The sequence below is a fragment of the Kribbella amoyensis genome (assembly GCF_007828865.1).
Classification (GTDB): Bacteria; Actinomycetota; Actinomycetes; order Propionibacteriales; family Kribbellaceae; genus Kribbella; species Kribbella amoyensis.
Genome location: NZ_VIVK01000001.1, coordinates 2,972,738 through 2,986,691 on the forward strand (window position 1 = coordinate 2,972,738; position 13,954 = coordinate 2,986,691).

12 protein-coding genes are annotated in these 13,954 nt (G+C 71.8%); 4 read left to right on the forward strand and 8 right to left on the reverse strand.

Translation table 11 applies throughout. The annotated features are described in order from the left end of the window. The first annotated feature begins 24 nt into the window (after window positions 1-24). Window positions 25-1,104, forward strand: coding sequence for a mandelate racemase/muconate lactonizing enzyme family protein (locus tag FB561_RS14190; protein WP_145806848.1), 1,080 nt, complete (start codon window positions 25-27; stop codon window positions 1,102-1,104). On the opposite strand, the gene FB561_RS14195 is transcribed toward FB561_RS14190, so the two are convergent. From FB561_RS14195 to FB561_RS14205, 3 genes are all read right to left on the reverse strand, one after another. Beyond that, on the reverse strand, window positions 1,105-1,839 hold the full coding sequence (locus FB561_RS14195) for an HNH endonuclease family protein (RefSeq protein ID WP_238334810.1): 735 nt from the start codon (window positions 1,837-1,839) through the stop codon (window positions 1,105-1,107). Then, entirely contained in the window at window positions 1,836-2,687 is an 852-nt protein-coding gene (locus FB561_RS14200; protein WP_145806850.1) for an SMP-30/gluconolactonase/LRE family protein, read from the reverse strand. The genes FB561_RS14195 and FB561_RS14200 overlap by 4 nt, the downstream gene beginning before the upstream one ends. A 61-nt stretch (window positions 2,688-2,748) precedes the next feature. Next, window positions 2,749-3,162, reverse strand: a complete 414-nt coding sequence (locus FB561_RS14205) for a VOC family protein (RefSeq protein ID WP_145806852.1) — start codon at window positions 3,160-3,162, stop codon at window positions 2,749-2,751. Window positions 3,163-3,493: 331 nt separating this feature from the next. Here FB561_RS14205 and FB561_RS14210 point away from each other — a divergent pair, with 331 nt between their 5' ends. Next, window positions 3,494-5,227, forward strand: a complete 1,734-nt coding sequence (locus tag FB561_RS14210; RefSeq protein WP_145806854.1) for an L-aspartate oxidase — start codon at window positions 3,494-3,496, stop codon at window positions 5,225-5,227. 3 nt (window positions 5,228-5,230) lie between these two features. Here FB561_RS14210 and FB561_RS14215 read toward each other — a convergent pair whose 3' ends face one another. Both FB561_RS14215 and FB561_RS14220 read right to left on the reverse strand, forming a co-directional pair. After that, window positions 5,231-6,028, reverse strand: coding sequence for a MerR family transcriptional regulator (locus FB561_RS14215; protein WP_145806856.1), 798 nt, complete (start codon window positions 6,026-6,028; stop codon window positions 5,231-5,233). 14 nt (window positions 6,029-6,042) lie between these two features. After that, entirely contained in the window at window positions 6,043-6,537 is a 495-nt protein-coding gene (locus FB561_RS14220; protein ID WP_145806858.1) for a VOC family protein, read from the reverse strand. Between the two features lie 86 nt (window positions 6,538-6,623). Here FB561_RS14220 and FB561_RS14225 point away from each other — a divergent pair, with 86 nt between their 5' ends. Then, window positions 6,624-7,430: a class I SAM-dependent methyltransferase gene (locus tag FB561_RS14225; protein WP_170284670.1), complete on the forward strand. Its 807-nt coding sequence runs from the start codon at window positions 6,624-6,626 to the stop codon at window positions 7,428-7,430. A gap of 10 nt (window positions 7,431-7,440) precedes the next feature. Here the strand turns inward: FB561_RS14225 and FB561_RS14230 are convergent, their stop codons facing one another. Continuing rightward, complete coding sequence (locus FB561_RS14230) at window positions 7,441-8,412, reverse strand: Acg family FMN-binding oxidoreductase (RefSeq protein ID WP_145806862.1); 972 nt, start codon at window positions 8,410-8,412, stop codon at window positions 7,441-7,443. Between the two features lie 217 nt (window positions 8,413-8,629). On the opposite strand from FB561_RS14230, the gene FB561_RS14235 reads away from it, so the two are divergent. After that, window positions 8,630-11,308, forward strand: a complete 2,679-nt coding sequence (locus FB561_RS14235; RefSeq protein WP_170284671.1) for a bifunctional acetate--CoA ligase family protein/GNAT family N-acetyltransferase — start codon at window positions 8,630-8,632, stop codon at window positions 11,306-11,308. A gap of 68 nt (window positions 11,309-11,376) precedes the next feature. Here FB561_RS14235 and FB561_RS14240 read toward each other — a convergent pair whose 3' ends face one another. Beyond that, entirely contained in the window at window positions 11,377-12,837 is a 1,461-nt protein-coding gene (locus FB561_RS14240; RefSeq protein ID WP_145806866.1) for a DUF4389 domain-containing protein, read from the reverse strand. Continuing rightward, on the reverse strand, window positions 12,834-13,766 hold the full coding sequence (locus FB561_RS14245) for a universal stress protein (RefSeq protein WP_145806868.1): 933 nt from the start codon (window positions 13,764-13,766) through the stop codon (window positions 12,834-12,836). Before FB561_RS14245 ends, FB561_RS14240 begins: the two co-directional genes overlap by 4 nt. Between the last annotated feature and the right edge of the window lie 188 nt (window positions 13,767-13,954).

Below are 13,954 nucleotides of genomic sequence, written 5' to 3' on the forward strand. Positions count from 1 at the left end.
CTGTCGCTCGGACGAAGGAGATCGATGGCTCTCTCGGAGCACGTCGTCAGCGGGATTTCCACAGCCCAGGTCGGGGCCGAGTACGTCCGCGAGGTCGGGCGGAACTCGTTCCGGGGCCACCACGGCCGGGGTGGGACCGAGACCGTGTACGTGGTCGAGACGGATCGCGGGGTCACCGGCTGGGGGTTGCCGCTCGGGCCTGGTGACCCAGCGGCGCTGATCGGGCGGAACCTGGCCGAGCTGATCGACCCGGCCGTCGGGGTGGTCGACCCGGGGGCGGTGTTCCTCGACTATCCGCTGCACGACCTGGCCGCGCGGGTGCTCGGTGTCCCGGTGTACGCGATGCTCGGTGCGACCGGTGATCCGCGGGTGCGCGCGTACAGCGGCGGGATCTACCTCGACGATCTCGACCCGGCCGACGCGCCGGCCGGGCTGACCGCGATCAAGGCGAACCTGGCCCAGGACCACGAGCTCGGGTTCCGCGACTTCAAGCTGAAGCTGGGCCGCGGGTACCGGTGGATGCCGTCCCAGGCCGGGCTCGAGCGGGACATCGAGGTGACCCGGCTGACCCGGGAGCTGTACCCGGACGCCGAGATCCTGGTCGACCCGAACGACGGGTTCACCGTGAACGCCCTGGTCGAGTACCTGGCCGCGGTGACCGACTGCCGGCTGTACTGGCTGGAGGAGGTGTTCGCCGAGCGGTACGAGGACTACCGGTTCCTGCGTGAGCACCTCGGCACGCTGTCCTGGCAGCCGAAGATCGCCGACGGCGAGTTCGACCCGGACGACGCGTACATCCTCCGGCTCGCCCAGGACGGGCTGCTCGACATCGCGCTGATGGACGTGACCGGGTACGGCCTCACCGCGTGGCGCCACCTCATGCCGAAGCTCGTCGAGGCGTCCACCGAGGCGTCACCGCACGCTTGGGGCTTCCCGCTGAAGTCCTTGTACGCCGCGCATCTGGCAGCCGGGCTCGGCAACATCCCGCTGGTCGAGGGCGTTCCCGGCCACACCCTCGGGACGGACGGCGACGGGTACGAGCTGGCCGACGGGCACTTCACCCTCTCCGACCGCCCCGGCTTCGGGATCGAGCTGGCCGGCTGATCACGGGCAGGTGTTCGTGATCGCGAGTGCGGCCGTCCGGTCGTCGGTGGTGATCGGGAGGCCGTACTTGCGGGCCACCTGCAGGTACCGCAGGACGTAGGTACAGCGGTAGCCACGGTTGATCGGCAGCCACTCGCCCGGACCGTTGTCGCCCTTGCTCGCGTTGGCCGGACCGTCGACGGCCAGCAGGTTCGCCGTGTGGTCGTTGGCGAAGTCCACCCGGCGTTGCTGCGGCCAGCGGGACGCGCCCATGTCCCAGGCCCGGGCGAGCGGGTACAGGTGGTCGATCTGGACCGCCGTCGCGGCCGCCTTCCTGAAGTCGATCCGGCGACCGGTGTACGGGTCGGCGAGCGTCCCGGCGACCACCACGCACTTGGAGCGCTCGCGGTACTGCACCTCGGTCAGCTGGGTGGCGAGGATGTCGTTCCTCGTGTCGCACCCGTTGTGTCCCCCGGCGCCGGTGTGGTCGTCGGTCCAGGTCTGCCCGAACTTGTCCCGCTTGTACCCGGCGACGTCGGGCCGGGATCGGACCTTCGCCTGCCCGAGCTCGGCCCGGATCAGCTTCGCCGTCCCGGCCACCGGCGGCGAACCGCTCGGCCGAGGCGCCGGGCTCGTGGTGCCGCCGATCGGATCGGCGCCGGCCTCCAGGTACTCGCATCCGGTCAGCGGCAGCACGGCAAGCACGACCGCCAGGACGGCGGCGAGAGTGCGAGCCCGGGTCGGTGCGGCGCTCACCCGGCGTACGGCAGGGTCGGCAGGCCGCGGACGCCCGGTTCGACGGCGAACACGGCGCCCGCCGACGGGACCGGTGAGGTCTCGCCGTGGCGCGAAGTGGTGATGTACAGCCGGTCGAGCTGGTCGCCGCCGAAGGTGCAAGCGGTCACCTTGGCCGCCGGGAGCTCGACGACCTGGTCCAGCTCACCGGCCGGGGAGTACCGATGCACGGCGCCGCCCTCCCAGAGCGCGGCCCAGATCCCTCCTTCGGCGTCGACGGTGAGGCCGTCGGGCACACCTTGCTCCGCCGGGATCCGGACGAACGTCTTGCGATCGTGCAGCCCGGCGTCCTCGTCGTAGGCGAACGAGTCGATCTGGTGCGTCGTCGAGTCCGCGTAGTACGCCCGGCTCCCGTCGGGACTCCAGGCCAGGCCGTTCGAGATGGTGACCCCGGTGAGGACGGTCTCCACCTGGTGGTCCTGGTCCACGCGGAGCAGGACGCCACGGCCCGGCGACTCGTCGTACGCCATCGAGCCGACGTAGAACCGCCCGTGCGGATCGCAGCCGCCTTCGTTGAACCGCACCGCGGGATCGCTCAGCGGGGTGGCGATCGTGGTCGCCGGGCCGGCCGGCTCGTCGGTGACCTGGATCGTGTGTTCGCCGGCCAGGATCATCCCGCCGGACGCGCGCGGCCGGATCATCGCGGCGACCTTGCCGACGTGGTGCCGCGCGACCTCGCCGGTCCGCTCGTCCAGGTGCAGCAGGTCGCCCACGAGCATGTCGACCCAGCGCAGTCCACCCCAGCCCGGCCACCAGACCGGTCCCTCGCCGTGGGCGGCATCGGCGGCGGTGATCTGCTCTGCTCTCACTAGGTCTCCTTGCTCGGTTCGTCGGCGCCGTCAAAGCCTATGCCCGCCGAGTCGGCCGGCATCAGGTCTGGTGCGCGTAGGCCGCGGCGAACTCGGGGGAGGGCGGGATGGGCGTGATGACGTCGATGAGGGTGCCGCTCGGGTCGACCGTCATGAAGTGGCGCTGGCCGAAGTCCTCGCTGCGGAGTGCGAGCGCGACGGTGTGACCGGCGGCCGACGCGCGCTCGTGCACGGCGTCCACGTCGTCCACCTCGATCGCGATCAGCACGCCCGCGGGCCGGCGGCGGAAGCTCTCCGGCACGCTCTCGTGCTCGCGTTCGACGATGCCCAGCTGGGGCCGGTGTCCGTCCGGGCTCTCGAGCTGGGCGTACCAGCCGCTGTCGAAGACGACCCGGAAGCCGAGCAGCTCGACGTAGAAGTCACAGGTCGCCGCGACGTCGTCGGCGCAGATGGTCGGAAAGATGCTGGTGATCACGGGAGTTTCCCTTCGCTGGTTGACCTTGTGATCACGTTGCGGCCTCCGGTCACCGGAGGGTCAAGCTGCTGAGCCGTCAGTGGCCGGACAGCAGGCAGGGCACCGGGGTGACGAATCCTGTATGGACCCCGGTGCCCTGCGGTCTGAGAAGCCGTGACTCCGCCACGTTACCGGACCCGCACCTTACGTGCTCGGCGTGCCGTGGGAGTGGTCGGCTTGTGAGTGCGCTCACGAAACGCCTTACAGGGCAGGATTTCTGTCACGAATCAGGAGGCCGATCTGTCAGCCTGGTAAGGCCCCTTGTGGGTGTGGCTGGAGACGGGAGCTTGTGGTGGAGATTTCGGAGCAGCGGATCGCGACCTCGGTGCTGGTGATCGGGACCGGCGGGGCCGGATTGCGGGCCGCCATCGAGCTGGCCGAGCGGGGCGTCGATGTGATTGCTCTGGGCAAGCGTCCTCGGTCCGACGCGCACACCGCGCTGGCTGCCGGCGGGATCAACGCCGCGCTCGCCACGATGGACGAGGAGGACAGCTGGCAACAGCACGCGGCCGACACGTTGCAGGAGAGCTACCTGCTCGCCAACCCGGAGATCGTGCGGATCGTGACCGAGGGGGCGGCGCGGGGGATCGCGGACCTGGAGCGGTACGGGATGCCGTTCGCGCGGGAGGCGGACGGGCGGATCTCGCAGCGGTTCTTCGGCGCGCACACGTACCGGCGGACCGCGTTCGCGGGGGACTACACCGGCCTGGAGATCCAACGGACCCTGGTGAACCGGGCGGTCCAGCTGGACGTACCGATCCTGGACAGCGTGTACGTCACCCGGCTGCTGGTCCGCGACAACACCGTCTTCGGGGCGTACGGGTTCGACCTGACCACCGGGCGGCGGTACGTCATCCATGCGGACGCGGTGATTCTCGCGGCCGGCGGGCATACCCGGATCTGGCGGCGGACGTCGTCGCGGCGGGACGAGAACACCGGTGACTCGTTCCGGCTCGCGGTGCTGGCCGGTGGGCGGATCCGCGATCCCGAGCTGGTCCAGTTCCATCCGTCCGGGTTGATCGAACCCGAGAACGCGGCCGGCACCCTGGTGTCCGAGGCGGCCCGGGGCGAAGGCGGTCAGCTGCGGAACGCACTCGGCGAGCGGTTCATGGAGCGGTACGACCCGGAGCGGATGGAGCTGTCCACACGGGACCGGGTCGCGCTCGCGGCGTACACGGAGATCATGGCGGGCCGCGGGACGCCGAACGGTGGGGTCTGGCTCGACGTGTCGCATCTGCCGCGGCAGACGATCATGCAGCGGCTGCCCCGGGTGTACCAGACCCTGCTGGAGCTGCAGATGCTCGACATCACCCAGCAGCCGATCGAGATCGCGCCGACGGCGCACTACTCGATGGGCGGGGTCTGGGTCCGGCCCGAGGACCACGGCACCGGCGTCGACGGACTGTACGCGATCGGCGAGGCGTCCAGCGGTCTGCACGGGGCGAACCGGCTCGGCGGCAACTCGCTGATCGAGCTGCTCGTCTTCGGCCGGATCGTCGGCGAGGCGGCGGCGAAGTACTCGGTCGAGCGGCAGGCACAGTACCGATCGGCCGAGGCGGTCGCCGAAGCTCGCGGCGAGGTGGACGCGCTGCTCGCCTCCGACGGCCAGGAGAACGTCCGCGCCCTCCAGCGGGCCCTGCGGGACACGATGACGGCGCGGGCCGGCGTGGTCCGCGACGAAGCCGGGCTGCTGGCCGGGGTGAAGGAGCTGACCGAGCTCGAAGGCCGGATGGAGCAGGTCGGCGTGCACCCGGACATCGCCGGGTTCCAGGACCTGGCGCACGCGTTCGACCTGAAGTCCTCCGCGCTGGCGGCCCGGGCGACGCTGGACGCGGCCCTCGAACGTCGCGAGACCCGGGGCTGCCACAACCGCTCCGACTTCCCCGACCTGGACGAGTCGCTGCAGGTGAACCTGGTCTGGTCCGGCCCCGGCTCGGTCGAACGGGAGCAGATCCCCGCTATCCCGGAGGAGTTCCGCCGGCTGATGCGCGACGACATCTCGACGGAGGGCAAGTTGGTCGAGTAACGCCTAATCCCAACTGGCTGTGGCCGGGTCGACGCCATGCAGCGAGGCGTTTGCGGCGACGGTGTCGTACAGCCAGGGGGTGAGGCCCGGCTCCAGGGATTCGTAGTAGGTGGCGAAGTCGGCGTCTTCGAGGAACCGGCGGGCCAGGCAGACGTGCCGGGCGTGACCGCAGTCGAAGTACTGCGAGTACAGGGCGCGGTGGCGCTCGGCCAGGGCGTTGGCCTCGGTCGAACCGGGGTCGACCCCCGCCCGTTTCGCGGTGGCCAGGGCGGCGTTGAGCTCCTCGGTGGTCGCGGCGGCGACGCGCCAGTCGGCGGGGGTCAGAGCGGCGGTGCGTGCGGAGTACTGGGCCCACGCCTCGGTGTCGCCCCAGCGTTCCTCGGCGTCGGCGGTCCACTCCGGCTGCCAGTCGGTACCGAAGATCTCGACCTGTTCGGCCGGGGTCAGCCGCAGTCCCGAGGTGGTTGCCTCAAGCATCCGATCGACGGCCGCGACCATGTCCTCCAGGCGGCTGATCCGGCCGACCAGCTCGGACCGCTGGCGTTGCAAGTGCCGGCGGGGATCGACGGCCGGGTCGTCGAGCAGCCGGGCGATCTCGGCGAGTGGGAGACCGAGCTCCTTGTAGACCAGGACGCGGTGGATCCGGGCGACGTCGTCCGCCGCGTACAGCCGGTACCCGGCCGGTGTGCGCTCGCTCGGGACGACCAGGCCGATCACGTCCCAGTGGTGCAGGGTCCGCACACTGATCCCGACGAGCGCGGCCACCCGGCCGACGGTGAGGTCGTCGGTGCCGCGCGTCATCGGGCCAGTATCGCTCAGCGCGACGCCGGGACGTCGATCCCGAGCTCCCGCAGTTCCGCCGCCTTCGCGCTGTCCGGGTCGAGCGGCCGGGCGGCGGTCAGGATCACCCGCGCGTTCTCCGGCGTGATCACGGTCAGCTCGTCGGAGTTCCACGGCTGCTGGACCGGGCCCGACGTACATCCCGGGACGAGCTCCTCGCAGCGCCCGGCGACCTCGTCGAGCTGCCCGAGCACGGCGGCGAAAGCGACGCTGACCGCGGACGGGACGTCGGCCCCTTCGCCGGTGACGAGGAGGACGTCCTGGAACGCCCAGCGCCGCAGGTGGATGAGCCGGCCAGGAATCGTGAACAGGTCGATGAACCCGAGCCCACGGACCCAGAAGTCGACCGAGCGCTCCAGGTCGGCCGTCGGCACGGTGACGTAGATCGGCATGCCGTAGAACTCGCGGTACACCTCAGGGGCGACCGCGTCGAAGGCGGGAAACGGAACAGGGCTGACGAATGCGTTCATGCCCACCAGCGTTCAGCCTCACGCTACGTCAGGGTCAAGCCAAAATCCTTTGGCGGCGGGACGGCCGATGCGCGAGCCTGGTGCGGATGACTCTTTCCCAGGACGACTTCGACCAGCAGCTTCGGGCCGCCTGCGCGGAGCCGATCTCGGGTTGGCGGTTCCCGTTCCTCGACGGACGGCGGGTCGTCGACGAGCTCAGGTGGGACTACCCGGCGCTGGCGCGGGAGCTGGTCCCGGCCGCGGCGCGCGTGCTCGATCACGGGACCGGGGGCGGTGAGGTGCTCGCGGAGATCGGCGGTGGACGCGAGCTGACCGTCGCGACCGAGGCGTACGCGCCGAACGTCCCGGTGGCGGCACGGCGGTTGGCGCCGCTCGGGATCCCGGTGGTTCACGTCGCGGGCGGGACGTTCGACACCCGCGGGCCGGACGCGGAGTACCCCGACCGGCGGTTGCCGTTCGCGGACGAGACGTTCGACCTGGTCCTGGCCCGGCATGTGGCGTTCAGCTCGGCCGAGGTGTTCCGCGTACTCCGGCCGGGCGGGCAGGTGCTCACGCAGATGGGACGGGTCGGTGTCCGCCGACCCGGCGAGGTCGAGGTGACCGACTACTTCCCCGGCGCCGAAGGACCACCCTGGCCGCCGTGGCAGCTCACCGATCACCTGGCCGCTGCCGGGTTCGAGATCGAGGACTATCGCGAGCAGTTGCAGCGCACCCATTTCCGCGACCTGGCCGCGCTCGTCTACTTCCTGCGTACCGTCCCCTGGGCGATCCCGGACTTCACCGTCGACGGCTACCGCGACCACCTCTGGCACCTGTACGAGCGGATCACCACCGACGGCAGCCTGGTCACCGCCGGGACCGCGCTGCTCGCCCGCGCGGTCAAGCCGGCCTGACAGCGACCCCTCAGTTGTGCCAGGGCTCGGTTTGGGCGGCGACCGGGCGGCGTGGGGTGCGGTCGCCCGGGTGGGCCGGGTAGCCGAGGCGGATGATGGTTTGCGGCCAGGTGCGGCAGCCGATCAGTTCGTGCACCTTGAAGCGGGTGCCGGGGAACTCCAGGGCCTGGTTCAGGAAGGACGCGGCCAGGTCGTACGACGTTGCCGTGAGCAACAGGTGTTCGAGGGCCAGACCGGCCCGGAGCCAGGCGGACTCGTCCTCGCCGCGGGTGGACAGGACGGCGACCACGGGCTGCTCCTCGAAGACAGTCCGGGCGCGGTGCGGAGTGTCGAGGCCGGCGGCCAGGTTGCGGACGGTCCCGCCGCGCGTCGGGAGCGGGCCGAGCGCCGGTTCGGGGATGCCCTCGGCGGCGCGGTCACCGCCGACCCAGCGGAGTCGTTCGTGCAGGTGGTCCTCGCTGTGCAGTTCGAGGTCGTCCGCCTCGTGCAGGATCCCGCCGAGCAACGACCGCTGGGCCCGGTCGATCCACTGCAACTGGGCGCCTTCGGCCTGGACGGAATCGGCCAGCACGGTGAGCAGGCGAGGCGGGACCTGCAGGTCGAGCATCGGGCCGCGGTACGTCCGGCGCCGCGGCAGCTCGCCGTACAACCGCGCCAGCGTCGGCGCGGCCGGTTGGTGCTCGGCCAGGAAGATCCGGGCGACCACGTCCGGGCGGGCCGGGTCCGGGGCGAGGGCGAGCGTCGTCTCGTACCCGAGCATCGCGGCGGCGACGCGGACGTTGAACGCGGCCGCGCCGAGCCCGATCCGGACCAGCCGGCCGGCCGGATCCGCGACCGGCAGGGTCCGGTCCGCGTCCAGCCGGACGTCCACGACCGGTCCGATCACCTCGAACCGCCACGGCTGGGTGTTGTGCATGGACGGCGCCAGGACCGCGGCTTGGAGGAGGACGTCGACCTCGTCCTCGGACAGGTTCGTGCTCATCGTGTCGCCTCCCCTGTCCACCGCCCCCCAGCCGCACCCCGGGAACCTTCGCGGTGGACTACCTCCGAGCGTAGGCAGCCGGTACCCCACTGAGCAGGGCCGAAGGTCCGCGCTCACCGGTCCGTAGTGCTCTGTCGGATCCGATCCCCGGCGGCTGAGCTAGGGCATGCCAGACAGGCCCTGGTGCCGCGCGGCAGCAGGACCGGAAGGAGCCGCCATGGAGGACACACCGGCGTCGGCCCAGGTCCGGGCCGGCTGGGACGCGCTGGCCGCGGACGGGCGCGCGGTCCGGATCCGGCCGATCCGGGCCGAGGACGAGGACGCCCTGACCGCGCTCGACCACCGGCTCTCCGACCGCAGCATCTACCTGCGGTTCTTCGGCGTGAACCGGCACAGCGCCGACGAGCACGCCCGGCACCTGGCGGCGGCCAGCCGGGACCACGTCGCGCTGGTCGTGGAGATCGACGACGACCTGGTCGCCGTCGGCAGCTACGAGGTCCTCCGCGACGGTGAGGCCGAGATGGCTTTCCTGGTCGACGACGCCGTCCAGGGCCAGGGCATCGGCACCCTGTTGCTCGAACAGCTCGCCGCGGTCGCCCGCGAGCACGGGATCCACCATCTGGTCGCCGACACGCTGGCCGAGAACGCCGCGATGCTCCGGGTGTTCGCCGACTCCGGCTTCGAGCTGGTCCGGCGTCTCGACAGCGGCGTGGTCGAGCTCTCGCTGAGTACGGCGTACGTGGACCGGACCCTGGACCGGATGGCCGAGCGGGAACGGGTCGCCGGGGACCGGTCGCTGCACCCGTTGCTCTGGCCGCGCGCGGTCGCCGTGATCGGGGCCGGCCGCAAGTCCGGCAACATCGGGCACGAGGTCCTGGTGAACCTGGCCGACGGCGGCTTCCGCGGCTCGCTGTCCGCGGTGAACCCGCAGGCGGACGAGGTGGCCGGTGTCACCGCGTACCCGTCGATCGTGGACGTGCCCGGTGACGTGGATCTGGCGGTGATCGCGGTCCCGGCCCCGCAGGTGCCCGACGTCCTCGCCGAGTGCGGGGAGAAGGGCGTCCCCGGTGCCGTCGTGCTGACCTCCGGGTACGCCGAGCTCGGTCCGTCCGGGGAGGCCGACCAGGACACCGTCCGCGAGGTGGCCCGGCGGCACCGGGTCCGGGTGATCGGGCCGAACTGCCTCGGCCTGGTGAACACCGCGCCCGAGGTCCGGCTGAACGCGACCTTCGCCGACCTGGTCCCGGTGCCCGGCTCGCTCGCGATCGGCGCGCAGTCCGGCGCGATCGGGATCACCGTGCTGGACCACGCCGGCCGGGCCGGGCTGGGGATCTCCGAGTTCGTCTCGCTCGGCAACAAGGTCGATGTCAGCGGCAACGACCTGCTGCTGCACTGGTGGCAGGAGCCGCGGACGGACGTGATCGGGCTGTACCTGGAGTCGTTCGGGAACCCGCGCAAGTTCGGCCGGCTGGCCCGGCTGGTGGGGCGGACGAAGCCGATCCTGGTCGTCACCGGTGGCCGGTCGAGCGGTGGCCGCCGGGCCGGCGCGTCCCACACCGCCGCCGCGGCGACTCCGGAGACGGCCGTCGACGCGCTGTTCGCCCAGTCCGGGGTGCTGCGGATGGACACGGTCGAGGAACTGGTCGAGACCGCACGGGTCCTCGCCGGCCGGCCGTTGCCGCGCGGACGGCGGCTGGCCGTGATCGGCAACGCCGGGGGCGCGGGCGTCCTCGCGGCCGACGCTGCCGGGCGGCTCGGCCTCGACGTCCCGAAGCTGACGGCCGCGACCCAGCAGGAGCTGACCGAGGCGACCGACGCGGTGGCGGCGGAGAACCCGGTGGACCTGGGCGCCGCCGCCTCACCGCGACTGCTCGAACACGCGCTGCGGGTCGTCCTGGACAGCGGCGAGGTCGACGCGGTGCTGGTCTGTTACGTCGCCACTCGCGCCGGCAGCATCGGCGAGACGTACTCCGCGATCTCCGTGGCCGCGGCGAAGACCGACCTGCCGGTGCTGGTCAACTGCCTCGGCGCCCCGTACGCCGCACCGCAGGTCCTCCTCGAGGACGGCACCCCGCTGCCTGTGTTCACGTTCCCGGAGAGCGCCGTCCGCGCACTCGCCCACACCGTCCGGTACGCCGAATGGCGGGCGCGGCCGCAGGGCGTCGTACCGGAACTCGCCCGGGTCGACGCCGAGGCTGCCCGGGCGGTGGCGAAGCGGCTCGAACCCGGGTGGGTCGAGCCCAAGGCGGCCGAGCAGTTCCTGCAGGCCGCGGGGATCGCCGTGATCCGGACGCTGCCGGCGGAGTCGGAACACGAGGCCGCCCGCGCCGCGTCGGCGCTCGGTTACCCGGTGGTGCTCAAGACCGCGGCTCCGGGGATCGTGCACAAGACCGACGTCGGCGGGGTCCGCGTCGGCCTGGCGAACCGGCGCCAGCTGCGGACCGCGTGCCACGAACTGGAGACCAGCATCGGTGACCCGCATCTGGTCGTCCAGGCGACCGCGCCGCCCGGGGTCGAGCTCGTCGTCGGTATGGTCCGGGACCCGCGCTTCGGCCCGGTCCTGATGGCCGGGAGCGGCGGCGTCCTCACCGACCTGCTGGCCGATCGGCGGTGGCGGGGACTTCCGCTGACCGACCTGGACGCCGCGGAGATGATCCGCTCGTTGCGGTGCGCACCGCTGCTCGCTGGGTACCGCGGGGCCGAGGCGGCCGACGAGGCGGCGGTGGTGGACGTACTGCATCGCGTGGCCTGGTTGGTCGAGACGGTGCCGGAGATCGCCGAGCTGGACCTCAACCCGTTGGTCGCCGCCCCGTCCGGCGCGTTCGCGGTCGACGCGAAGATTCGGCTGGCCGACGCGAGCCCCGAGCGCGATTGGTACGGCCGTAGCCTCTCCTGACCACAGACCCGCTGACCACGGAAGGCCGTGGTCAGCGGGTTGCCCTTCCTGACGAGACCGGGACCGGCTTACGAGACCGGGACCGGCTCCGGTTTGCGTTGTGGCCGGCGGACGGCGAGCGAGATCAGCAGCGCGCCGCCGAGCAGCGTCAGCAGCCCGAGACCGATCAGCCAGAACGCCAGGTCGTCCAGCCACGGCAGGGTGGCGCCGACGGTGAGGTCGGCCGCGACGACCCGGCTGCCGTCGGCGTTCATCACCACGACACTCCAGTTCCCGGCGCGAGGTTGCCAGGTGACCACCTGCTGGCCGGGACCCTCGGCCCGCTCGATCCAGAACGTCTCACTGCCCGGTTGCGTCCGCGGCGCGAGCCCTAGCCGCATCCGGTACGACGCCTGGACCGGGGCGCTGTCGAGTTGCGTCACGACGGAGTGCTGGACACCGGTCAGGTACGACTCCGCGTCGCTGGTCGAGGCGATCCCGAGGAACACCGGTTTGGCGTTGTCGTTCGTCGCGGTGACCCGGACGTCGCCGATCACCCGCTCCATCACCCAGTCCGGGCCGTCATAGGTGAGCGCACCCGGCTCGGAACTGATCGCGTAACCGACCGTGTTGAAGCGATGCGCGTCGGTGTTGACGAACCCACCCGAGTCCCGCGCGGTCTGGTCGTACCAGAGCGCGACGCCACCGGCCGGGACCAGCCCGATCCCGAGCAGCAGCAACAAGGATCCGGCGACCACGCCGATGACCCGCCCGGCCGTCCAGCTCCGGCGCTGCGGTTCCAGCTCGGCGACGGGTGGCTCCGACGCGGCCGCGGTCACCGGGTACGTCGTCGTCGCAGTGGTTGCCGTCGGCAAGGATTCTGCTTCCGGGGTCTCGGGTTCGTCGCCGGGACCCTGGTCGAGGCGGAACGGCGGGTACTTGTCGGTCATCAGGAAGAAGTAGCCGGCCACCCGGTACACCCAGCGGTTGAAGCCGACGATCAGGTTGAACAGGTCCCGCGGATACCGGGTGGTGAAGAGCAGCGCGACCGCCGCGATCAGGACCAGCAACCCGAGCAGCCCGCCACCCTGGATCATCGCGGCCGTGTCGTTGACCCGCGTGGTCAGGTACGGCCCGCCACCGAGCAGGATCGCGATCACCAGCAGGTGCGGGATCGCCAGCAACCACTTCACCAGCACGAGTCCGTGCGACAGCTGCTCCGGGTACTCGACCTGCAGCCGGGCCGGGTAGTCGGGCACGTCGTCGAGCGTGAACGGGGGATACCGGTCGGTGCCCAAAGCGCTGTACGCGTAGAACCCGACTCGCCACGTCCAGCGCAGGACGCCGACGTTGAAGTCGAACAGCGCGCGCGGGTAGCGGCCGGTGAAGAGCACCGCGAAGAACGCCACCAGGGTCAGGACCGAGAAGCCGATCCAGAGGAAGAACAGCAGGATGTAGTGCGGGATGGCGAGCAGCCATTTGACCAGCCACAACCAGCGGCTGACAGCGGGATCCGGCTGTGCCTGCAGCCGAACCGGATAGTCGGTCATGATCGAACCCCCTTGGCGATCAGTGCTTGGGCGGTCTCTGCGTGGATGATGGCGACCGGGCAGTGACTGTGCAGCAGCAGTCCGCGGGAGACCGAGCCGAGTCGCAGCGGCGTGAACGTCGGCCGGCCCAGGCCGCCGACGACCACCAGGTCCGCCGTCGCCGAGTGCCGGGCGAGCACCTGCACCGGATGGCCGGGGCGGTAATGGGTCCGGAAGACGACGTCCGGGTACCGGTCCGGCCAGTCGTCCAGGGCCGCGGTGACGAGGGCGCGCGCGTTCCTTTGCCAGCGCGGTTCGGTGCCGTCGGCATCGGTTTCCGGCGCGTCCTCGGGGACGTGCACGAGGACGAGTTCGGCTCCACGCTCGGCCGCGGTCTCGAAGGCGAACCCGACGGCGGGCCGGCAGGACGGGGAGCCGTCGACGCCGACCACGACGAGGCCCAGTTCGCCCTCGTCGCGCTTCCAGGTGTCCGGCACGACGACCAGCGAGGTCCGGGCGAGCGCGGCGCAGACCTGCGACGTGGATCCCATCAGCAGCTCGGCGAATCCACCGGCACCGCGACGGCCGATCACCAGCGCGTCGGCGGTGGCGGAGACGTCGAGCAGTACCTCGGCCGGTTGCCCGGTACGGAGCTCCAGGACGGCGTCCGTGCAGCCGAGCCGGGCGAGCTCGTCGGCCGCGTCCTCGAGGACCTCTTGACCGTCGTCGAACCCCGCGGCCGCCGCCGTGCCGACCACGTGCACGCCGTGGACCGTCCAGTGCCGGCGCCTCGCCAGATCGGTGGCCCACGCGAGTGCGAGCAGCCCGTCCGCCGAGCCGTCGAGCCCGACCACGACGCCGCCGGTCCGGCCTCCCCCGCCGGCCTCCCCGGTGGACGGCCCGTCCGATCGACCGGGGCGGTGGGGCGGGGGACGCGTTGGTCTGGCCATGGCACCTCCTCGGTACGCCTCGCCGGAACCTGTGCGGCGCGGGCGCTACCTGGTGGCACCAGTCCAGTCCGCGTGGTGGCCGCCGGGCAGGGCTCAAGGGCCCGCGCGGGGGCGACGAAGGTCCCGGCGCGGTGGTGTGTTTCTGCTCTGCCCGGCCGGTGGTGGGCGTCAGAGGGTCGAACCGAGAG